18 protein-coding genes are annotated in these 23,156 nt (G+C 45.9%); 12 read left to right on the top strand and 6 right to left on the bottom strand.

The annotated features are described in order from the left end of the window. Together WA381_RS06300 and WA381_RS06295 are read left to right on the top strand one after the other, a co-directional pair. Complete coding sequence (locus WA381_RS06300) at positions 1-741, top strand: HAD-IA family hydrolase (protein WP_156085744.1); 741 nt, start codon at positions 1-3, stop codon at positions 739-741. A gap of 168 nt (positions 742-909) precedes the next feature. Further along, a complete protein-coding gene (locus WA381_RS06295) occupies positions 910-2,418 on the top strand; it encodes a sensor domain-containing diguanylate cyclase (RefSeq protein ID WP_069943525.1) in 1,509 nt (502 codons plus the stop codon). A gap of 97 nt (positions 2,419-2,515) precedes the next feature. Here the strand turns inward: WA381_RS06295 and cysE are convergent, their stop codons facing one another. Continuing rightward, positions 2,516-3,322, bottom strand: coding sequence for a serine O-acetyltransferase (gene cysE, locus WA381_RS06290; RefSeq protein WP_014947845.1), 807 nt, complete (start codon positions 3,320-3,322; stop codon positions 2,516-2,518). A 463-nt stretch (positions 3,323-3,785) separates the two neighbouring features. On the opposite strand from cysE, the gene uvrD reads away from it, so the two are divergent. Beyond that, entirely contained in the window at positions 3,786-5,957 is a 2,172-nt protein-coding gene (gene uvrD / locus WA381_RS06285; protein ID WP_156085743.1) for a DNA helicase II, read from the top strand. 42 nt (positions 5,958-5,999) lie between these two features. After that, positions 6,000-7,277, top strand: a complete 1,278-nt coding sequence (locus WA381_RS06280; protein WP_014977963.1) for a GGDEF domain-containing response regulator — start codon at positions 6,000-6,002, stop codon at positions 7,275-7,277. Positions 7,278-7,343: 66 nt separating this feature from the next. Here the strand turns inward: WA381_RS06280 and rarD are convergent, their stop codons facing one another. The 3 genes from rarD to WA381_RS06265 all read right to left on the bottom strand — a co-directional run bounded on the left by rarD (position 7,344) and on the right by WA381_RS06265 (position 10,425). Further along, positions 7,344-8,258, bottom strand: coding sequence for an EamA family transporter RarD (rarD, locus tag WA381_RS06275; protein WP_014947843.1), 915 nt, complete (start codon positions 8,256-8,258; stop codon positions 7,344-7,346). A gap of 229 nt (positions 8,259-8,487) precedes the next feature. Continuing rightward, on the bottom strand, positions 8,488-9,825 hold the full coding sequence (locus WA381_RS06270; RefSeq protein WP_156085742.1) for a magnesium transporter: 1,338 nt from the start codon (positions 9,823-9,825) through the stop codon (positions 8,488-8,490). A gap of 87 nt (positions 9,826-9,912) precedes the next feature. Next, complete coding sequence (locus WA381_RS06265; protein WP_014996896.1) at positions 9,913-10,425, bottom strand: thioesterase family protein; 513 nt, start codon at positions 10,423-10,425, stop codon at positions 9,913-9,915. Positions 10,426-10,639: 214 nt separating this feature from the next. Here WA381_RS06265 and recQ point away from each other — a divergent pair, with 214 nt between their 5' ends. Continuing rightward, complete coding sequence (recQ, locus tag WA381_RS06260) at positions 10,640-12,481, top strand: DNA helicase RecQ (protein WP_156085741.1); 1,842 nt, start codon at positions 10,640-10,642, stop codon at positions 12,479-12,481. 83 nt (positions 12,482-12,564) lie between these two features. On the opposite strand, the gene WA381_RS06255 is transcribed toward recQ, so the two are convergent. Next, a complete protein-coding gene (locus WA381_RS06255) occupies positions 12,565-13,233 on the bottom strand; it encodes a glutathione S-transferase (RefSeq protein WP_156085740.1) in 669 nt (222 codons plus the stop codon). 104 nt (positions 13,234-13,337) lie between these two features. Between WA381_RS06255 and WA381_RS06250 the strand changes: the two genes are divergently transcribed. From WA381_RS06250 to WA381_RS06235, 4 genes are all read left to right on the top strand, one after another. Beyond that, positions 13,338-13,655 carry a hypothetical protein gene (locus tag WA381_RS06250; RefSeq protein WP_156085739.1) on the top strand — a complete coding sequence of 106 codons (318 nt, stop codon included), beginning with the start codon at positions 13,338-13,340 and terminating at the stop codon, positions 13,653-13,655. 93 nt (positions 13,656-13,748) lie between these two features. After that, entirely contained in the window at positions 13,749-16,589 is a 2,841-nt protein-coding gene (locus WA381_RS06245; RefSeq protein ID WP_156085738.1) for an EAL domain-containing protein, read from the top strand. Positions 16,590-16,721: 132 nt separating this feature from the next. Next, positions 16,722-17,336 (top strand): GTP cyclohydrolase II, encoded by a 615-nt coding sequence (gene ribA, locus WA381_RS06240; RefSeq protein WP_014996890.1) that lies wholly within the window; start codon positions 16,722-16,724, stop codon positions 17,334-17,336. A 156-nt stretch (positions 17,337-17,492) separates the two neighbouring features. Next, positions 17,493-18,986 carry a DUF3300 domain-containing protein gene (locus WA381_RS06235; RefSeq protein WP_156085737.1) on the top strand — a complete coding sequence of 498 codons (1,494 nt, stop codon included), beginning with the start codon at positions 17,493-17,495 and terminating at the stop codon, positions 18,984-18,986. A gap of 151 nt (positions 18,987-19,137) precedes the next feature. On the opposite strand, the gene WA381_RS06230 is transcribed toward WA381_RS06235, so the two are convergent. Next, on the bottom strand, positions 19,138-20,016 hold the full coding sequence (locus WA381_RS06230) for an ATP-grasp domain-containing protein (protein WP_156085736.1): 879 nt from the start codon (positions 20,014-20,016) through the stop codon (positions 19,138-19,140). Positions 20,017-20,179: 163 nt separating this feature from the next. On the opposite strand from WA381_RS06230, the gene WA381_RS06225 reads away from it, so the two are divergent. The 3 genes from WA381_RS06225 (at position 20,180) to WA381_RS06215 (ending at position 23,079) form a co-directional block, all read left to right on the top strand. After that, a complete protein-coding gene (locus WA381_RS06225; RefSeq protein WP_156085735.1) occupies positions 20,180-21,661 on the top strand; it encodes a methyl-accepting chemotaxis protein in 1,482 nt (493 codons plus the stop codon). Between the two features lie 36 nt (positions 21,662-21,697). Next, positions 21,698-22,216 carry a DUF6436 domain-containing protein gene (locus tag WA381_RS06220; RefSeq protein ID WP_156085734.1) on the top strand — a complete coding sequence of 173 codons (519 nt, stop codon included), beginning with the start codon at positions 21,698-21,700 and terminating at the stop codon, positions 22,214-22,216. Positions 22,217-22,338: 122 nt separating this feature from the next. Further along, entirely contained in the window at positions 22,339-23,079 is a 741-nt protein-coding gene (locus WA381_RS06215) for a MauE/DoxX family redox-associated membrane protein (RefSeq protein ID WP_156085733.1), read from the top strand. Positions 23,080-23,156 lie beyond the last annotated feature (77 nt).

Here is a 23,156-nt window from a genome sequence, read left to right as displayed (position 1 = left end):
ATGCAGTTTTTCAGGTCTATCAATAACGTCGAGGCTATGACCTTCGACCTTGATGACACCCTTTATAATAATGAACCTATTATTCGACGCGCAGAGCAAGCCCTTCAAGCGCATATTGCTGAACATCACCACCTGGCAGCTAAGCTAACATCACTTGATTGGCTACAGCTTAAACGTGCGGCTATCGCCAAAGACGCGCGATTGGCTTCTGATATGGGGCAGCTTCGTCGCGTTGTTTTAAGCGCTGCACTATCTGGCACGCCAGCAAACCAGTTATCAATAGTCCCCACAGAAGACACTGCATTACGTGCTGCTGTAGACAGCTGCTTTAATTGTTTTTATGACGCAAGAAGCGATTTTGCATTAGCCAGTAATGTTCACCACACCCTCGATAAACTTAGCCAGCATTTACCGCTCGTTGGTATTACTAACGGCAATGTAAACGCGCAAAAAGTAGGGTTAGACCGTTATTTCACGGCGATCTTGCACGCCAGTGTGGAACGGCCCATGAAGCCTGCTCAAAACATGTTTGATGAAGCGGCCTCACTGGTAAAGGTAACGCCGTCGCACATTTTACATGTGGGCGATAATATTATTAAAGACGTGTTCGGTGCCATTAATGCCGGCTATCAGTCGGCTTGGTTTGCATGTAATCGTCCAATGCAGTTGAAATTTGAACCCGTTTCAGTACTTCCACACGTTCAGCTTGATTCATTAGAAGAGCTTATTCAATTTGTCTAGGCGCTATTTATCTCGAAAATACAGACCTTTACTACTCATTCTTTTGCGAGATGTTAACCTTTGAGTAAGCCGCATTCTTAAAGGTCTAGAGAGCCGCACTTAGGGCGTATAGATTTTAACGCTCACTCGTTATACACTGAAAACTGGAGTCGTAGTTTTTGTGTCCTCATGGAAAAACCTGCTATCTCGAAGTCAAGGTCGCAACAAGCGTCCAAGGTAGATAAGCCAACCTCGAATGTTCATGAACATGCCGAGACAGGTCGCTCTTTTTGGCCGTTTAAGCCACTGTCTGGCTTGTATCAAGATGTATTTATTATCTTGTCTTGGATTGCCATATGGCAAATTGGACGCATTGTTGAATACACTGAACACGCCAGTGTTTGGTTTCCTGCGGCAGGCTACACCCTTGCATGCTTCTTAGTTTTAGGTTGGCGCGCGGTAGTGCCTATTATGGTGGCCGCCATTGCGATTACCGTCTGGAATGGTCATAACTACTTGCTGCCGTTAAGTAACGTAGAAATGATGTGGGGCGGCGTGTTATTCGGCGTTGCACATATGCTCCCTTACTATGCAGGAGCCAGTGTTCTCGGCCATCTATTGAGAAAGCCCGACGTCACCACACCCCAATTAATCGTCTCGTTCTTAATCATCGGCTGTATTTCGTCGTTAGTTGCTACGCAACTAGTCATTGGTTCACTTGTTCTCACTAATCAGATGTCAGCGGCGGATATTAAAGATGCGATGCTGCCCTTTTGGATAGGGGATATGGCTGGTGTTGTTGTGCTTGCACCTCTTTTTGCTGGCTTGTTAGTAAAAATAAGTGCGGCTTCTAAAATAGACCTCTTGGCATTTTCTAACTGCGCTTCATCCGATTTACACAGCTACTTTAAAAAAGTGGCAATCAATTTGGCCCTCATACTATTCGTCATGTTATTGGCAAAACTTACCCAGTCTCGTGACAGTGCATTTGCTATCTTTTTTCTCGCCATTACCCACATGTGGATAGCGTGTACTGAAAGTACAAAGCGCAATGTTATAAGCCTTGCAATAAGCAGCCTATGCATTGTTTTGCTGGTGCATATATTCGCCTTAATGGATTACGTCAAAGTGTATCAGTTTGCACTCAACGTTATTGCAGCCAACGCGTTGTTTGGTATAGCCATTCCTCAGTTACAAGCAGACAATGCTCTGCTCAAAGACCGTGTTTTTGTGGATACCTTAACCCAAGCTTATACGCGGGAGTATTTGGCCCAGCGCAGCGCACTAGAAATGGCTCAGAGCCGTGAATCTGGAAGCTCGCTTTATTTCGTTATGTTTGATTTAGATAAGTTTAAACGTATTAACGACGAATTAGGCCATGTAGACGGCGACAACGCATTGCGCCGATTAAGTCAGGTGACGAAGGATATTGTGCGTAAAGCTGATGTTTTTGCCCGTTTCGGCGGCGACGAATTTGTACTGCTTCTGCCTAATATCAGCGAGCAAAACGCCCTTAATTTGGTGGAAAAGGTACGTGAAGGTATAAACGCAATCGTTATTTCAGAAGTGTCATTGTCATCGAGCTTCGGCGTCACTCTTATGCAGCAAAGCGATACACTCGAGACGCTCATTCAGCGCGCCGATCGGGCACTCTACGCATCAAAAGAAAAAGGCGGCAACACAATAACCCTCAAATAATGGGGTCAGAGTACATTTAATCGCTCAAATACGCTGAAGACAAAAATGTACTCTGACCCCATTATTACGAAAGCAGAAATGTACTCTGACCCCAATTTTATACGTGGGAGTTATCTTCTAGTACGTTTTGGCGCATGGATTCACATGGGCTTTGACAAACCGGTCTCCCAACCACTTTAGCTGGAACACCCACCACAGTAACGTGAGCTGGAACACTATTGAGTACAACGCTACCAGCGCCTACTTTTGAGCCTTCACCTATCTCAATATTTCCAAGGATCTTGGCGCCAGCGCCAATTAACACGCCTTGGCGAATTTTAGGGTGGCGGTCGCCCGACTCGTTACCGGTACCACCTAATGTAACGCTCTGCAAAATAGATACGTTGTCTTCAACCACTGCAGTTTCGCCCACTACAATGCCAGTTGCATGGTCAAACATGACGCCTTTACCTATACGCGCAGCAGGGTGGATATCTACACCAAAGCTTGCCGAGTTGCGGCTTTGTAAGAATAAAGCAAGCTGATGACGCCCATGAACCCAAAGGTAATGCGCCATGCGGTGTACTTGCACAGCATGAAAACCTTTAAAGTGAAGTAAGGGAGTAAGGTAATCGTTGACCGCCGCATCCCGCGCCTTAATCGCTAGAATGTCAGCAATAGCCGCTTCGCTGATGCCTGGCTCAAGTAAGTAAGCTTCATCGAAAACTTCGCGAATGGCGAGCGCAGGCATGACGTCGTCTGCCATTTTGTTCGACAGAATAAAACTAAGCGACGATTCAAAGTTGTGATGTGCAAGAACACTGGCATGCACATAGCTAGACAGCAAAGGCTCTTTTTCAGCAACAACTTGCGCTTCTTGTTTTAGCGTAGACCAAAAATCGATGGGCGTTGTAAGTGCGGTCATGAGCATGTCCCGTTATATAAAAATGCTGTGTTCTATCAGAAAATTGGGTAAGCGATCTAAACTTGTTCCTTGCTGGGCATATCTATGCTGACAAAAGGGAACGCGTAAAAGTTTACCTGAGTTTGATGTGATGCAATACCGATGTGATACCGACCAAGCGCATAATTCGATCAATTTATCGAATTAATTCGTTATAGCTAATAACCGTATCGTACATGTACACATCGTTAAAGCACTCTGCTCTCTCGCTGCGTCTAACTGAGTGCTTCCATTAATTTAATAGAACGTTCAGAGCGCTCGTATCTTTCATTAAATAATACTTAAAATCATGATTGCACACGAACGTATAATGCCGTTGAAATTTATCTTCACTGGGAAAAACTGGACTGTATAAATTAACAGGCAGGTGGCATAATAGCGCGCTGCTGAATGTATAACACTATCAACTAACAGGTACCACACTATGGATGTATTTCGACTGCTAGACGAGCTAAACGACAAACAGCGTGAAGCAGTAGCAGCCCCACTATCTAACGCCCTAGTTTTGGCTGGCGCGGGCAGTGGTAAAACCCGCGTATTAGTGCATCGCATTGCGTGGTTAATGGAAGTCGAAAACATCGCCCCTTTTTCTATTTTGGCAGTGACCTTTACCAATAAAGCAGCCAAAGAAATGCGCGGCCGAATAGAGTCGTTGATGGGTCGCAGCCTGCACAATATGTGGATTGGTACCTTCCACGGGCTTGCACACCGCCTGTTACGCGCGCATCATGCAGAAGCCAACTTGCCTGAGAATTTTCAGATAATTGATTCGGATGATCAGTATCGACTTATTCGCCGCATTCTGAAGGCCATGAACCTAGACGAAAAGCATTGGGCGCCTCGTCAAATTCAGTGGTACATAAATGGCAACAAAGACGAAGGCTTGCGCCCTCAGCACATTGAAACCCACGGCGATCATATTCAAAAGACCATGCGCGAAGTCTATGCGGCATATCAAGACGCTTGTGACCGTTCAGGCTTGGTAGATTTTGCTGAACTGTTGCTACGCGCACATGAATTATGGGCTAAAAACCCAGAAGTATTAGCCCACTATCAACGTCGTTTCCGTGCAGTGTTAGTAGACGAATTCCAAGATACCAACAATATCCAATACGCATGGCTTCGTATGCTGTGTAGTGGTGGTAATAATAACATTATGATTGTTGGCGACGACGATCAGTCTATTTACGGCTGGCGCGGCGCGAACGTAGATAATATTCAGCACTTCCTGAAAGACTTCAACGAGCCTACTACTATTCGCCTTGAGCAGAATTACCGCTCTACAGGAAACATTCTTAAAGCGGCGAACACGGTTATCGACAACAATACGGGCCGTTTAGGGAAAGAACTTTGGACGGAAGACGCGCAAGGCGAGCTGATTTCTGTATATGCGGGTTTCAACGAGCTAGATGAAGCGCGCTTTATTGTTTCGAAAATCAAAGATTGGCTTAATCAAGGCAACGCCCTTACTGATACCGCTATTCTTTATCGAAACAACGCCCAGTCTCGAGTACTGGAAGAAGCCTTGCTGCACGAAGGGCTGGCGTATCGCATATACGGCGGTCTGCGCTTCTTCGAACGCCAAGAGATTAAAGACGCCCTTGGCTATATGCGTATGGTGAGCCACCCGCACGACGATGCAGCTTTCGAGCGTGTAGTAAACACCCCAAGTCGCGGTATTGGTGAGAAAACCTTATCGCAAGTGCGCGACACCGCGCGAATGCACAACTGTTCAATGTGGCAGGCGTGTCAGTTGCTCATTAATGAAGGTGGCTTTAAAGGCCGCGCGCTAAATGCTATGCAAAGCTTCGTGTTGCTAATTACTGAGCTAGAGCAATCCACGTTAGATGAGCCCCTTGACCAACAAGCCGATAAGGCTATTCGCCAGTCTGGTCTGTACGCCATGTACCAAGCAGAGCGCGGAGAAAAGGCCCAAGCACGTCTAGAAAACTTAGAAGAATTGGTTACTGCATGTAAAACTTTTATCGTGCCTGAAGAAGCCGAAGAAATGTCGCCTCTGGCAGCCTTTCTAGCTCATGCGTCGCTGGAAGCAGGTGAAACCCAGGCGGATAAAGACCAGGATGCCGTGCAAATGATGACCATTCACACCGCTAAAGGCCTTGAATTTCCACTGGTATTCTTAGCAGGTGTAGAAGAAGGCATGTTCCCTAGCCAAATGACTAACGACGAGCCAGGTCGAATGGAAGAGGAACGCAGACTTTGCTATGTTGGTATGACCAGAGCAATGCAAAAGTTGTATATTACTTATGCAGAAAGTCGTCGACTCTATGGCCAAGATAAGTATCATACTGCTTCTCGATTTATTCGCGAAATGCCAGCAGACTGCGTTGAAGAGGTTAGACTGAAATCGACTATTTCGCGGCCCGTGCACAACCGCTTTAGCCAAGCGACGTCGCACGCCAGTTTTGAAGAAACGGGCTTTAGTTTAGGTGAGCGAGTTGTACACCGTAAATTTGGCGAAGGGATCGTACTTAACTACGAAGGGAGTGGTGAGCACGGTCGAGTTCAAGTAAACTTCGACGAATTTGGCAGCAAATGGCTGGTACTTGCTTACGCAAAGCTGGAGAAAGCGTAACATTATTAATAGGCAAGGTAGCCTAAACCTAAGTTGAAATGTATGCAGCAACACGTGCTGATCATCGAAAATGGTGAAGGCAACCTTGAACTTATAGCGAAATTAGTACGCCGGGCTGGTCTTACCCCCGTTGGCGCAACGTCGCTGACAGAAGGCAAAGCACGGTTTTCGCAAAATATGCCGGAAACCTTTCTGTGTGCTATTGTTGCATACTCGCTTCCCGATGCACCAAAAGGCGAAGCCATCGACTTTACTGTTGAGTCTTTCATTCCCACCATTGCTACAACAGAAAGTTTAGATAGCGCTATTCGCGATAAAGTCCTAGAACGTGACGTTGTCGATTACATTCCCAAAGAAAATTCGCAGAACTACGACTACCTCAATCGTCTTATTAGCCGATTAGAAAAAAACAAGTCTACTGGTGTCGTCGTGGTAAGCACTAATCGGGTGTTGCGCTCAAAAACCGTTTCATTACTTCAGCGCCATAATTTTATTGCGTTTGAATGCCTAACGGCTACAGACGCTATGCAATGCTTGTCTGAACACAAAAACGTACGTCTTGTTATCACTGACAACACGTTGCCTGATATGACAGGCACGCACTTTGTCGCCAGTTTAAGAAAAGCCTTTTCGAAAGAGCAGCTGGCAATTATGGGCGTTGCTGGAGGCAAAGGCATGTTAATGTCTGCGCACTTTATTAAAAGTGGTGCAAATGACTTCTTGCGAGTGCCCTACTGTCATGAAGAGTTCTTGTGTCGCGTGATGCAGAACGTGGAATATATTGAGAGCGTTGAAGAAATTCGTCGTGTGGCCAACACCGACTATTTAACAGGTTTGCCTAACAGGCGCCACTTCTTCTACATGGTTACTGTACAACACCAAAACCTGTCTGAGGATCACGCTCTCGCCCTTATTGACCTAGACTTTTTCAAATCGATAAACGATACCCATGGCCATGACGCAGGTGACATTGTGCTAAAAGCCATGGCGGCCCTTATTGAGTTTTATTTTCCGGACGAAATTATCTCCCGCTTTGGTGGCGAAGAGTTTTGTATATACATGCCGTCAACACCACTAAAAGAAGCCTGTGAGCGTCTAGACGACTTCAGAAAAGTGGTGGAAGCGGAAATTATTCAACTGCCTAAAAGCGACATTAAAGTGACCTGCAGTATTGGGGTAAGTGGCGCCCACACTCAGCGCGTAGATAAGCTACTAAGCCTTGCCGACAAGCAGCTTTACGCCGCCAAAAATAGTGGGCGTAACCAAGTGAAGTGCGAACCACCAGATGTTCCTCAGCAAGAGCAAGCTTCACTGCTTTAGCTTTTCACTCAATCAACTGCCGCTTAGCTGTCCGACGTTTAATTAAAGACTGGTGCGCAAAAGCCCCTACTCCACCGCTAGCTTTCGCGCTTTACGCTGACTGCGGTAATTAACTAGCGAATCTGCACTAAACAAGATAAGCGCAAACCACACAAAGCCGAAGGTCACCAAGCGCGACTCTTCAAGCGGTTCGCCGTACAGGTAAACCGCCAGAATGAACATAAGCGTTGGGCCAATGTACTGAAAAAAGCCCAGCGTTGAATACATTATGCGCCTTGCTGCAGCGGTAAAACAAAGTAGTGGCGCGGTAGTTACAATGCCAGCCGCTAAAATAAGGGTATTTAGCGTGGCGTCGTTATTAAATAAGTTACTGTACTCAGAGCCAAAGAAGACCCAGTAAATAATAGCGAATGGCGAGAGCATTAAAGTTTCAATGAATAGGCCGGGTAGCGAGTCTACAGCCACTTGCTTGCGCAATAAGCCATACACACTAAAACTTCCCGCAAGCACCAGGGCAATCCACGGCACGTGGCCATAAGAGAAAATAAGAATAGCCACGCCAATAACGGCAAGCCCAACGGCTACACGCTGTAAGTTACGCAACCTTTCACCTAAGAAAAGTCGCCCTAAAAATACGTTGATAAGAGGGTTGATGTAATAGCCAAGGCTTGCATCAAGAATATGGTCGTTATTAATTGCCCAAATAAACAAGAGCCAATTCGCCCCGAGTAACAACCCTGCAACGAATAAAATCTGCATAACGCGCTTATTGCGAAAGGCGGCGCCCACTTTGGGCCACTGCTTTAGCGCGGCTATAAGCCCAACCAAAAGCACCACAGACCAAATTACCCTGTGCATCAGGATTTCAGCTGCCGGCAATACCATCAACTGTTTGAAATAAACAGGTGCGACACCCCACATGCTATATGCGGCAATTGCACAAATAACGCCGACTTGAGCGGCACTGGCTTGCTTAGACAAGACTGACTCCAACGAAATTCGGGGGAAGAAGGCGCGTATTGTTTATCAGGTTAGGTGAATTCACAACCCTTAACGCTTTCCAATGCGGCAAAGGACGTGTAACAAGCGGCATAATTAATGAAACGCAATTAACAAAAAATGAAAAAGCCCCACTAAATGTGCTCATTCAATGGGGCCTAAGATGCGTTCGTCATGAAAAAACAGGACAAGGTTTATCGCGGGAATGGTGCTACAGCAGAAACAGTGTGCCCAAACCTAAGAAGGCTACAAAGCCTACAATGTCGGTTACGGTAGTCAAAATGACCGACCCCGACAGTGCTGGGTCTATTTTCAGCTTGTCCAATATTACAGGTACAAACACGCCTGCAAGTGCGGCGGCTACAATGTTGAACAGTATGGCCAAACAGATAACCAACCCTAACATGGCATCGGTAAACCAGAAATAAGCAACAACGCCAATTACCAAGGCCCAAATCACGCCATTAACGCCGCCTACTTTAAGCTCTTTCACCATCAGCGCCCGTAAGTTGGCAGGCGTGACCTGCCCCAACGCCAAGCCGCGTACAATCAGGGTTAGCGTTTGACTACCTGCAATGCCTCCCATACTTGCCACTACCGGCATCAGTACCGCAAGGGCAACCACTTGTTGAAGGGTGCCTTCGAACAATCCAATAAACCACGAGGCTAAAAATGCGGTAAGCAAGTTAATGCCAAGCCAAAGGGCACGATTTTTCGCACTTTTGGCCACAGGCGAGAACAAATCTTCGTCCTCATCCATACCCGCCGAAGCCATCACTTGGCGTTCGTAAAACTCATTAACCAACTCACTAGCCGAGGTCACGTCTAATCGTCCGAGAAGCTTGTTGTTTTCGTCAACTACTGGCAACGATGCCAGTCCTGAGCGCTGAACAAGAAGCGAGGCATTCATTGTGTCGTCAGCCCCTTGAATGGTCGTCACACTTTCTTCCGACAAATCGAATAGCGACACGTGATCTTGCGCATTGAAAAGGTGGCTAATTTTAACCAGAGCGGAAAACTGACCTGAGCGATTCACCAAAAAAATGCTGTCACAGTGCTGAGGAATGTCGCGTCTTAGCAAGCGCAATCCTTCTCGCACTTTCGCGTTCGAAGGCAGCACTAACTGCTCGTGGTTAACCCAGTGACCGATTTGGTTATCTGGAAATTGTGTGGCTTCTCTGAAGTACTTTCGCTCTTTGGAATCAAGTGATTCATAGGCCATATCGACTAAGCGCTTTGGCAATGAATCAAGTAGCTCTAGTAAATCCTCTGCATCAATATCAGCAAAAATAGACGTCCATTCGTCGTGCGGCGTATTGTCGATAAGGATTTCACGGGGGTCGCTACGCATCTCAACCAATACGTCGAGCTTACGGTCGCGAGGAATGCCTTCCCACACCGCCAAACGTTTTTCTACGGGCAGCGATTCTAACAGTGATGCGATGTACACCTCGTCTTGCCCCGCAAGAGTGGCTAACAAGGTCGCCGGATCATCACCCATGCTTTCGGTAACAATCTCTTCAATTAAATCTGGTAATGGCTCTGCCATGCTACACCTCCCGTTAATACCGCTCACTTCCTTTGCACAGCTTGAAAACAGGCGTGATGGGATGGTGCAAACCAATTAGCTTGGTTGCTACCCCAGCATGTATGTACCTGTTCCAAAGGCAATATGGTCGCCTTTTTCGTTATGCAATTCCATTCTGCAAACCACTAATTTACTGCCCTTGCGTATAATCATCGCTGTTGCAATAAAACGCTCACCTCTTCCCGGCCTTAGGTAGTCAACGCGCATATCGACTGTTCCCATAGTGGGTAATCTAACCTGAAGATCCTCAAGGTGCTCATGTGCGGTTTGTTTGATGGTTTCTACAATTGAAACTAACCCCCCAATGGTGTCTAGCATAGTCGCTGTTACACCGCCGTGTAGGATTTTTTGCATTGGGTTGCCGGTAAGCGCTGGTTGCCAATCAAGATGTAGGGAAACCTGAGTCTCCAGTCCCTCTCCCTCAGTAACAAATTCCAAGCCCAGCAACTGGTTAAAAGGCATAGTATCACGAAAAAGCCCAATTACATGTTTAATCATTAGTTGATGGTTCAGCGTTTCACTACCGTTCGCTTGTCGTTTATTGGTCGTATTTTTATCCACTCGCTTTCCTTAGTGAAATGACGTTTGAAGTGCTTCTGAATAGGAACATTACTACTGAACGTGAGTTTGACGGAAATTCATCCAACCAATGATAATAAATCAAAATAAATTATGAGGGCGACTGCCCCTCTTATAAGGGCGGTTGCTGAATTTTAGTCTAGTTTTTTAAATTGCCCCGTGAAGACATCGGCAAAAACGCGTAAAATCCAGCGCCATGACAACTGCAATAGCTCCATCAGAATTAGCGCCAGAAACGCAACGTGTAAAAACACCAGAAACCGTCTTAAAAGATGTATTTGGTTACGATGCTTTTCGCGACGGTCAAGGCGAAGTCATTCACCAAGTATGTGAAGGTAAAGACGCACTTGTTTTGCTTCCAACAGGTGGAGGTAAGTCGCTGTGCTATCAAATTCCTGCGTTAGTGCGCCAGGGCGCCGCTATTGTTGTGTCACCGCTTATATCGCTTATGCAGGACCAAGTAGAGCAGCTTAAAGCGCTGGGTGTAAACGCTGCCTATCTTAATTCAACGCTGGAAGTAGACGAACAAGCGCGTATAAATGACGCACTGCAAGCAGGAAAGCTGGACTTGCTCTACGTGTCGCCTGAGCGTTTAATGCAGTATTATTTTCAGCAGTCGCTTGCACATGCCGACATTGCCCTATTTGCCATTGATGAAGCGCACTGCGTCTCCCACTGGGGGCATGACTTCAGGCAGGATTATCGCGCTCTGGGGCAAATAAAGTCTCGCTTTCCCTCTATTCCTGTTATTGGATTAACAGCTACTGCAGATTCAGCCACCCAAGCAGACATACTGACGCAACTCAACCTCAACGACCCGCTGGTTTATAAGGGCAGCTTCGACAGACCTAATATTCGCTACCGCGTAATGAGCAAGTACAAAGCCTTTGATCAAGTTGTTGCTTACGTAAAACAACAAGAAGGTAGCGGTATTATTTACTGTAACAGTCGCGCGAAAGTTGACGACCTGCACGCTAAATTATTCAGACAAGGTTTTCGCTGTGCGGCATATCACGCGGGAATGGATAACGACGAACGAGAGCTGGTACAACGCCAGTTCCTTAACGATAAAATTGATATTGTGGTGGCCACCGTTGCCTTTGGCATGGGTATCAACAAATCGAACGTGCGTTATGTGGTTCACCACGATGTTCCGCGCAGTGTTGAAAGCTATTATCAGGAGACCGGCCGAGCTGGGCGAGACGGCCTGGAATCTGAAGCTTTACTATTGTTCGACGAAAAAGACGCAGCCCGTGTAAAACAATGGATAGAGCAAGGTGAAATAGCCGAGCGAAACCAAATAGAGTTACAAAAATTTGCGGCTATGGAAGCCTTTTCAGAAGCGCAAACCTGCCGTAGACAAGTATTGTTAAACTACTTCTCTCAGTTTAGCGACAGCGCCTGTGGCAACTGTGATATCTGCCTAGACCCACCTAAGATGATAGATGGTTTGGTGATTGCTCAGAAAGTTCTGTCGTGTGTACTTCGGCTCTCACAACAAGCCTCCAGCCAGTACGTTATTGATGTTTTGCGAGGCAAGCAGCTTAGGCGCCTTCAGGAAGCAGGTCACCACCAGCTTTCTACGTACGGCATAGGTAAAGATAAATCGGATAGCTACTGGCACAACATTATCAACCAGCTTGTTCATAAAGGCCTTATACGCGTTGATATTACCGCGCATGCCGCGTTGCGCTTAACCGAGGCCGCTCGGCCTGTGCTAAAAGGTGAAGTAGCGGTTCAGCTTGCCGTTCCGCGACTTGAATTTAAGCCCGACAAGAAAAAAGCAAAACAAGCGCCTGCTAACTACGACCGAACGTTGTTCACCCGTCTTAAGCACTTACGCAAAGTGTTGGCCGAAGAAAATGAAGTGCCGCCGTATGTGGTATTTAGCGACGCCACCTTAGTGGATATGGCGTGTAAACTCCCCACTACGCGCAACACCTTGCTTGATGTAAGCGGCGTAGGCCAAACCAAACTCGAACGCTATGGCGAGGCCTTTATCCAGCTTATTGACGACTATATAAATCGCGATCATTAGTCGCTGTAGACCAACTGAGGTTTATACCCTGCTGGTCGAAGAATATGACATTAAGTAAACGTCCACGCTTTAAGATATTTACGCTAGGCGTAAGCGTATTCCCCGCCTTTCTCAAGTGCAGCCTTGTAGGCATCTCTGGCATGAATACGCTTAACGTAACCTTGAATGGCTGTAAAATCTTTCGCTCGCCCGCTCGCCACCAGCGACTCTAACGGAAATATCATTTGAACATCAGCACCACTAGGCGCGTCACCCGCAAACCAGGTGTTTTTCGCTAAGTAGGATTCCACATAGCGTAAACTCTGCGCTAAATTAGGGCCATAATAAGCATTTAAAATACCGTCTATCAGCTTGTTAGTAACTGGCTTGATAAAGAAGGGCTTCGAACCTTTTTGGCGCGCTTTTTCCAGCACCAAGTTTGCCACCAATGGCGGCATCAACGAGCCTTCAGCGAAATGCAACCAGAACCAATACTGTTGAAGTGTCTCTGGGTCTTGAGGTACAGAAAATGCGTCTGTAGCGTGGTGTCGAACAAGGTATTCCACAATAGCACCAGACTCGGCAATGGCACCGTGCGGCGTAGTAAGCACCGGAGAGCGTCCCAACGGATGAACAGCGCGCAGCGAATCTGGTGCTAGGTTAGTTTTACTATCACGTTGGTAAAATTCTATTTTGTACTCTACGCCTAGCTCTTCTAAGAGCCACAGAATTCGCTGTGAGCGAGAGTTGTTTAAATGGTGAAGTGTTAGCATACCCCGTCCTTAATACGCTTGAATTAACGCTATTGTTTTTGTGTTGTACTATATACGCTTTTTAAAGCGAGCGGGTTTACAAAACCAGTAAATTGATGAGTTCTATGCAACCTTTTACAAAAAGTGATATTCAACAGCAGGCCGTGGTTAACGAACAAAGCGTAGAAATTCGCCTTGCCTTACCATCAACACCTCTTAAAACTCAGCAGTGGGTAGAGCAGTTTTGTGAATTGTTTCATTTTTCACTATCTGATACCGATTGGGGTGCTGATCGCTTTCAGGCGCTTGTTACCACCCAATCCAACGATACACATTTTCAATGCATGCTTTGTGTAGAGTGGCTGTGCGAAGCGATTTGGCTAGAGCCAATCGGCACTCAGCAATCGCCCGACGCGATTTATCGCTATCTGCAAAGTGCTTAGGTTTTCTCGCGCTTTTTCTTTCTGTTTGGCTTTTGGCGCAGACTAGTATTATTCTATTGAAAACACATAATTAGCGCTTCAAGGATCATGCTAGTGCCAATCACCCGGCTAACAAAGTACGTTTTAGCTTTGCTCATTAGTTGGCTAGTGTTGAGCACAAGCGTTCTCGCCACCCCGCGCTTAAGCATCGATGAGTCTTTTGAAAAGGAAATCATCAATAATCATGCTCGGATATCACTGGCGCCAAACAGCGCAACGTATTTTGATATTATTAGCGGGAGTTCGGGCAAGTCTTCCTCAGTAGCGCCCTCCTCCAACGAGCGAGTGTGGTATTCCACAGAGCTTGTCCATACAGGTTATAGCCCCGTTCCATTAGTACTGAACATCGACCGTTTGAACGTCGACGATCTACAAATCTACCTCTTAGACGGCAGCCAGCGAATTATTAAATCGTACCGCTATCAAGCAGGAAAGGGAGACTATTCGTTAAGGCAACCGCTTCCCAATATCAGGCTTTCCTTTACGCTACAGCCGTACCAAGACGCCAGGTTGCTCGTTGCTGTTAAAGACGAGGGGCTTAAGTACTTTCCTATTTCCCTTTGGGAGCGTGATCTTCTAGTTCAACACGATACAAATATGCTGACATTATTTGGTGCAGTATCGGGCGTAATGATGCTAATAGCCTTCTATTTTCTGTTTTCCTATTTCTATCAGCGCATACCCACCCGTTTTTGGCTAACCATGTCGTCACTGGTACTAATTGCGCTGCTGTTTATCACAGAGGGTGGCCTTGCACTTTGGCCAAGCCTCACCAACGCCAGCGAACAGTTTTACGCCGTTAGTTTTGGCGTATTGTTGCTATGCATCGCTAAAGTGACGCATCACTTATTTGCTCGCGTACCGTTGGTTTTAAGGCTTCTTAATTATGCGGTACCTATTGCCGCCACCATTTACTGCTTTACCGTTAACGCCTATATGGTCACTATTACGCTGCTAGTCCTTACAGCGACAATGGGCCTGTATCACGTTACCTTAGCTCTTGTCTTTAAAGACAAAGGCAGTGGAGTAGTCAGCACAACTTACACCTTGGCTTGGCTATCCTTCTTCGCATTTTACGCATTAGTCACGCAAAACCTCTTTGGCGACCTCATTTACACTGTTGAAGTGGCTATGGGGATGCTGTTTTTCTTAACCTTGGGGTTCTTATGCTTCGGATTTGCAGTGATTACAAAGGAGCACGTGCTCAATCAGCATAAGCTTTTCACTCAGGCTGAAACTATTTCTAGCTTAAATCACTTTTATGACTTGTTTCGAAATTCAACGGAAGGCCACTACACCTCGACATGGGACGGTAAGCTTATTTCGGTAAACCCTGCCATGTGTAAGGTATTTGGGTACGAAGATGAAGAGGAGATGCTAACTGAGGGCGCAAATACGAAAGTGTTTTATGCGTCTCCCCAAGACAGGCATGTGTTACTAGGCGAGATATCTCAGCAAGGTCATGTCACCAGAAAAGAAATTAGAGGAAAGCGACGAGACGACACAGAGTTTTGGTTTTCGCTTTCTTGTCAAATTCGAGAAAACGATGAGGGTAGCTACCTTTATGGCTCCATCATCGATATCACGGAGAAAAAGCAATCAGATTTAAGCCTTCAGTATTTAGCCACTCACGATTCACTCACAGGTGTTTATAACAGACGGCAGTTTGAATCTGTCTTTAAGGAAAAAGTGCATAACCACAGCGAACTACCTGTGTGTTTGCTGTTTTTAGATTTAGACCGATTTAAAGTCGTCAATGACACCTGCGGTCATAAAGCCGGGGATGTTTTAATAAAAGACGTGGCACGTCTGATTGAAAACGCGTTACTTCCCAGCGCCCAGTTAGCTAGACTCGGGGGAGATGAATTTGGTGTTATTTATTCGAATTTAGATGCAGACGCGGTATACCTCAACGCTGTAAAAATACTAAATGCAGTACAAGCGTATCGGTTTATGTGGGACAACCGCATTTTTAATTTGGGCGTAAGTATCGGTATGGTCGTATGTGATGATAGCGATACAAGCTCAGGCCAATATCTAAGTATGGCCGATGCTGCCTGTTACTTTGCCAAAGAGCAAGGCAGAAACCAGGTTCATAGATACAATAAAGATGACGAGAGCATGCAGCGTTATCAGCGTGAACTGGACTGGGTTTCCTCTATTAACAACGCACTTGAAGAAGGCCGTTTTGAACTTTTCTACCAATCACTTAGACCCTTGAGCAAGGCCAGCGATGGGCACTATTACGAAGTATTACTGCGACTTCGGGAAAAAGACGGCAAGCTCGTAGAGCCCGCTAATTTCTTGCCCACCGCAGAACGATTTGAAATGAATGTCAATGTCGACAAATGGGTGGTTACTAACACGTTTAAATGGCTGTCTGAACACCCTGATCACCTCGCAGAGTTGAAGCGATGCAGCATTAATCTTAACTGCCACTCTCTGGCAGATAGAGATTTCACCTTGTTCATTCTGAATGCGTTCGAAACTTTTAATATTCCGTATAACAAAATCTGTTTTGAAGTTATCGAGTCGGTAGCGATTATAAAGATGGAGGATACCCTTGCCTTTATGCGCACCTTTAATCGCCTTGGGTGTTCATTTGCGTTAGATGACTTCGGCAGTGGCTTCTCTTCTTACAGTTACCTTAAAAGCTTGCCCGTGAGCCAGGTAAAGATTGACGGTATGTTTATTAAAGATATGCTGAACGACAGTGTAGATACGGCTATGGTCGCCTCAATTAATGATGTAGCGAAAGCCATGGGTATGCAGACCGTGGGCGAATTTGTTGAAAATGAAGGCACTATGGCGCAATTAGGCAAAATGGGCGTTGATTTTGCCCAAGGGTTCGGTGTTGCCAAGCCTGCCCCTCTACATGAGTTTACACCGCTTTAATAACTGCACTTAATGCACGTCTTACGAAAAAAGTGATAGCACAACCGTCAACTCGCGTATAATAAAGTGGTAGACTTGCAAAAAAAGAAGTCACCCCCACTTATTGCCTACTGTCCAAAGTGTAGAAGTAACATGAGTAGCAAACAGCCTAAATACGAATATGTCAGTTCCGCTAAATTACCCACTCGAATGGGCGATTTTAAGATCCACGGCTTTGTCGAAGCCAGCGGCCAAGAGCACGTTGCTCTCTCTTATGGAGAGTGGAAAGAAGACGACGTTGTTCCAATTCGTATACATTCAGAGTGCTTAACGGGCGATTCGTTATTTAGCACCCGTTGTGACTGTGGCTTTCAGCTAGAAAAAGCCATGCAAAACATCGTGGATAACGGTCACGGTGTGCTGCTTTATTTGCGTCAGGAAGGACGCGGTATCGGTCTTTTGAATAAAATTCGCGCCTATAACCTTCAAGATAGCGGCATGGATACAGTAGAAGCTAATGAACACCTTGGCTTTGATGCAGACCTTAGAAGTTACGATATCTGCAAACTGATGCTAGATACCCTTAATGTTAAGCACGTTGAGCTTATGACAAACAATCCGAAAAAGCTGGCGGCACTTAAAGCACTTGGCATCGATGTGGTTGCGAGAAAGCCAATTGACCACGGCATTACGAAAGACAACAAACACTACCTTAAAACGAAAACGGAAAAACTTGGTCACGCGTTCGATCCACACGTTTTCAAATAGTTACGAACCGTTCACCCATTTTTAAAGCGCCCACCACTGTTGTGGGCGTTTTCTATTCAGCTTAGGTTAATCATACGCAGTTTATAACATATATAGACTTACCACATTGCGCGCGAAAAGCAGCTGGTCACCAGCATAGCAATGTAAGGAGAATGTATGAAAAACATAACCTTATCTGTGATTATTGCACTTTCAAGTGCGTCGGCGTTGCCAGCGTTAGCTCAATCTAACGCTAGTCTTGCACCGGTTACAGCGTCAACTCAGCAATATTCTGACGCTGAACTAGACAGTGTACTTGCGCCTATTGCACTTTACCCTGACACCCTTCTCACCCACATACTGATTGCTGCTACCTATCCATTAGATGTGGTAGCCGCGGATCGCTGGCGTCAAAGCAATCAGCATTTAACCCCTGAACAAGTGGAAAATGTTTTAGAGAGTGTTGGCTGGGACCCGAGCGTAAAAGCGCTCGCTCCATTTACAGATCTACTGAATACAATGGCAAATGATCTTGAATGGTTACAGCAGCTTGGTGATAGTGTCTTGATTGACCAAAGTCGCGTGCTAGACCGAGTTCAAGTGCTTCGCCAGCACGCGCTAAACACCGGTAACTTGGTGACCAATGACTATATTGAAGTTGAAAGAGAACGCGAATCTACTCGTGAAATAATTTACATTGAGCCGCGTCAGCGGGAAGTGGTCTACGTACCCTACTACGACCCATTGGTTGTATACGGCCATTGGTGGCATGCTACTACCCCAGTGCACTGGCGTCATCACGTTAGCTACCATCAACATAGCAATGTTTATTGGTCTCCTAGTATTCATCTTTCTACGTTCTTTTTCTTTGGTAGCGTGCACTGGCATAATCGTCATGTAGTGATTCACCGCGAACCTGTTCGCCGGTATTATCACGGTAGTCCTAGAAAAAGAGTAATAAGTCGAGACTACTACCGCTGGGAGCACAACACTGTACGTCGTCGTGCACGTTACTCGAACCGCGTGGTCCATAGTGCGCCTACGCGCTACGAACATGGCAGTGTAACGCGGGCAAAGCACTTGTCAGATAGGCGGCTTACACCGACGAACTCACCGGCCCGTCACGACGGTGAACGCGCTGTAAAAACAATGGTGCGAAGAGGGGAAGCGAATCCCGTGAAACGTACGATTGAGCCTAAGCAAGTAACACCGCTCAGAGAAAATCGTCTACCTAACAGACAAGATACTGTTAAACGTAAGCAATCGATTGAACACGCGTTAAAACGCAATCAAGCGGTAGCCAAAAATGAAAGGCTAACAAGAGACAACACTTTACAGCAATTAAAGCGAGATAAGCCTGCTCGATTAACATCACCCGCAGAATCAAAACGGTTCGCTAACCGGGGAGAGACACCACTGCGTTCAAGCAAGCAAATTGATTCTAGGGAGCGCCTTGAAAAAACCAGTCCGCAAGACCGACAGTTTGCTCGCGAAAGCAGTAAACCTGAACGCATTGAGCGAGGTAGTTTCCGAACTGAAAACCGTGTTCAAGCACGAAGTGCTGAAGTAAACAAACGCAGTGAGATGAGATCTGCCCGTAGCGAGAAGACCCAAAGGCAGGTGTCTCGCGTAGAAAGGAGCATTTCGAAAGGTACGAGCTATAAGCACTAGTTTGCTAAATATTACTTCTATCGTGGGGGCTTTTTCAAAGTTGCATCGAGAATTTATAGCGTCAAACACTAAGCATCGTTTTCAGCGATAAAGAGTTAGCAACGCTTAAGCTAAAAAGGGCTGGCAAAGACTTATTTTTCCAGCCTTTTTTTTAGTGCTCAATGCCAGCCTGATGAACGCTTACTAAAGCTTCAACAAAGCGAAGTGGAGATTGCTCGTCTAGGTTGAAATACAGTGAAGGCTCAATAAGTTCTAGTTCCATTATTGCCCACTGGTTATCTTGCCTAACTAAATCAACCCGCGCATAGAGCGCGTTGCAAGGCATCGCTGACAATGCTTTTTGGGCAATTTCTAATTGTTCGTGATCTGCTGAAATCAGATGCAAGCTTCCCCCGTGCTCCTCTTGTACACGAAAATCGCCTTGTTGCGGCACCTTCTTTATCGCATGACTGTATTTCCCATCAAAATAAAACAGGGAGTACTCCCCCTCGTCAACCACACTCTTTAAAAATGGCTGAACCATGAAATCGCGCTGGTTGAATGTATCAGAGAGAACCTGCTGCTGTTCGTGCCAATCAGCTTGTGAGAGCTTAAATGTGTCATCTGCATTTGCACTAAGTGTGGGTTTAACCACTAGGGTATCGCACTTAAAACTAGAAAAAGCGTCATTTATAACACTGTTATCATACGCACTCTCCCATTGTGTTTTTACGATGGGAACACCTTTGTCTTGCAAGTCCTTAAGGTAGTGTTTTTCAATATTCCAACGAATAAGAGACAACGGGTTAAGCAAAGTGGCTGTTGACGCTTCAATCTCTTCCAAACAAGCCAGAAAAGCCTCGGCGTGCTGCTGATAATCCCACGTACTGCGAACAATCACATAGTCAAATCTATCCCAATTTTCCGCCTTCTTATGCCACGATATAGTTTCAACTGACCAATCGCAGTCGTTGAAGTAAGGAATCAAAAGTTCATCGTACACAAAGAAATCTTCGAGGTTATCGGTAGAAAGAAATGAGACAGATGGCATATTTTATTCCTTGGACTAACATTATATTAAACTTTTTTAATATAAGCTCATTAAGCTAAAAGTTGCATGGCGTAAATACAATAACTTACGTAGACTTTCGCGAAATTAGCACAGCCCAAATTTTTAACCTACACTTAACCCAAAATACTTGTCGGAGATTGGCATGCAGTACCCTTGGCTCCTAGAAGGTCACAAGATTTTTCGTGTCGTTATTGCTATCCAATTGCTTTTAGCGGTTGCTATTGGGCTGTATACAGGCGAACTTCTTCCCGCATTTGTCTTTGGTATTCCCATTGCAATTGTACCGTTAGTACTTAGCATTCAAAATCCCTACTCGGCAATTAGTCGTCACGCGATGGCAATTGGCGCACAACTGCTTACTGCCCTTCACATTCACCAGTCGTTCGGCTTAATAGAAATACACTTTGAAATATTTGTACTCCTTGCTTTCCTTTCATATTTCAGAGACTGGAAAGTGGTTGCTACAGGTACAGCAGTTGTTGCCGTTCACCACATCTCGTTTTTCTTTTTACAAGCGGGCGGCGCCCCCTTATTCATTTTTGAAGAGGGTCACGTTACTTTCCCCATATTGTTAATGCATGCGGTCTTCGCGCTCTCAGAAGGAGGCGTATTGATGTATATGGCTAAGCAAAGTCACCAAGAAGGTGCTGGCGCAGCTGAGTTGCGCTTAGCGATCGACACCATGCAAAAAGCCGATGGCAAACTAGATTTGGCCGTGAAGCTTAACCGCGAAAACAAAATCGTTAAGCCGTTTGCCGAGCTTATTGACCAAGTGAAATCGTTAATAGAGCTTGCCTCTAACCTAACTGACGAAGTCGTTCGCGGTTGCGGTAAGATGGAATTAGCGGCACATAATATGTTTGAAATTAGCAAAAACACCGATCAAGAAATTGCTATGGTATCGGCATCGTCAGAAGAAATTGCGCAAACTATGCAGTTGTCGACAGAGCAAACAACCCTTGCCAGCGATAAAGCCACAGCAGCACAAAGTGCATCCCAGACAACACGCGACTCAATTTCTAATACAAGCCGCACTATTGACTCACTGCGCAATACGCTAAATACAGCGGCCAAAACAAATTCTGCTCTAAATGAGCAGTGCTCACATATTTCCGATGCCATGCGCTCGATTACAGCAGTAGCGGAACAGACTAACTTACTTGCCCTGAACGCTGCTATTGAGTCCGCCCGGGCTGGTGAACACGGTCGTGGTTTCGCTGTGGTCGCAGACGAAGTACGCACGCTGGCTATTCGTTCAAAAGAAAGTGCTGATCAAATCACAAGCATCACCGAACAACTTGTTGCTCAAACCGCCAGCTCAGTTGAGCAAATGCAAACCTGTATTCAGTTGGTCGACGAAGCCGTTATCTCCAGTAATAACGCAACCTCAGCCATGACAGAGATCATGACGCAAATTCGTGAAGCGAGTGAAAGCATGACCGAAATTGCAACATCAGCAGTTGAGCAGGAAACAGCATCATCTTCAATTGCGCAAAGTACGGCGCGTTTGAGCGAGTTTACTTCAGAAGAGCTAGCTACTGCTCAATCGCTTGCGGGTGAGGTTGAAGTGTTATCACAAATATCGCAGCGCATGCGCAGCGCCATTGAACGCTTTGAGCTTTAACTGTCTCTATCGCGCACGAATGTAGGCCTTTGCCTAATGCAAAAAAAGACAAACTGGCTACTACTTATGCTTTGGGCGGTAAGTTTACTCACCGCCCTGTTAGTATACGGACAACGTCAGCTCTCTGCTTTCGACCCTAATGGCGAATTGCTGCATCGCACCACAGCACCAGACTTCGATGCCTCGCTTGTAGCGCTGTTAAAGGAACAGGGCATCGGCGCAGGTTCTATTATTCATGTGGGTACGCGTTCCCGCTGCTATTGTGAAACGCTTACTACTCCTCACCAAACTCAACTGCTTGCGAAACTAGGTGACGACTTTCATCAAGTCAGACTTAATGTGGAAGACGTACCGAAGCTAGAAGCTATGCTCGACGCCGTCCCAGCATTAATTGTGTTAGATGAGCAAGCGCAACTTCGCTATTTAGGCCCTTACGCTACGGGCTATGGCTGCTTTACTGGCAACAACCTTGTCGACCAGGTGGTGGGTTATACCTCACACCTGCCTTACCGTGGTGCGGTGATCAATACTGACGCACTAGGCTGCTTCTGCTAAACCACTGGCACGAATTCTGTAATCTTTCTCTGTAATACGTAATATCACTTAAATGTGGGCAAAAAACGTGCATTTTTTGCTCATCTACGTTTGTTTCCTGAAAGGTTTACAAGGAGTCCACAATGTCAAAACGCGCCGTACTTTATCGCATGGTTACATCGGAACACATTTGCCCCTTCGGTCTTAAATCAAAAGATTTACTCGAAAGAAAGGGCTACGACGTTGAAGACCATCACTTGTCCAGCAGAAGTGAAACCGACGCCTTTAAAGAAAAACACAATGTAAAAACCACCCCGCAAACGTTTATCGATGATAAACGTATTGGTGGCTATGACGACTTAAGAGATTACTTCAATTTAAAGCAAGAAAGTGAGTTTGGGTCGCGCTACACACCAATCATCGTAATTTTTTCGTTGGCCGCACTCATGGTATTGGCACTTATGCTCAAAGGGGGTTTACCAGCTGGTATCGAACCTTTTGTAATGAATTTTATCGGTGTCACCATGGTGATCCTCGCACTACAAAAACTTCAGGACATTGTAGCGTTCTCAAATCAGTTCATTACTTATGATTTGCTGGCAATGAAGCACGTTAGATACGCCTATGTTTATCCTTTCGCAGAAGCCTTTGCAGGACTTGGTATGTTGGCTGGCCTACCAGCAATATTGGTATCGCCCGTCTCTATATTTATCGGTGCAATAGGAGCAGTATCGGTTATTAAAGCGGTATATATTGATAACCGTGAACTTAAATGCGCATGTGTTGGCGGTAACTCAGATCTACCTCTTGGGTTTATATCGCTTACCGAAAACCTTGCCATGCTAGGTGCTGGTCTATATATGCTTACGAAATGGATAGCCTAAGCAAAACAAAGCTGAAACGCCGATACTGAAACAATTTTATGACTTTGATTTTCTGATGTGGTTACCGGCGCTGTAAC

Source organism: Alteromonas sp. CH_MED4-4, assembly GCF_037029575.1.
GTDB classification, from domain to species: Bacteria; Pseudomonadota; Gammaproteobacteria; order Enterobacterales; family Alteromonadaceae; genus Alteromonas; species Alteromonas macleodii.
Note: the sequence above shows the minus strand (reverse complement) of the source record. Positions and strands in the feature narration are given on the sequence as shown.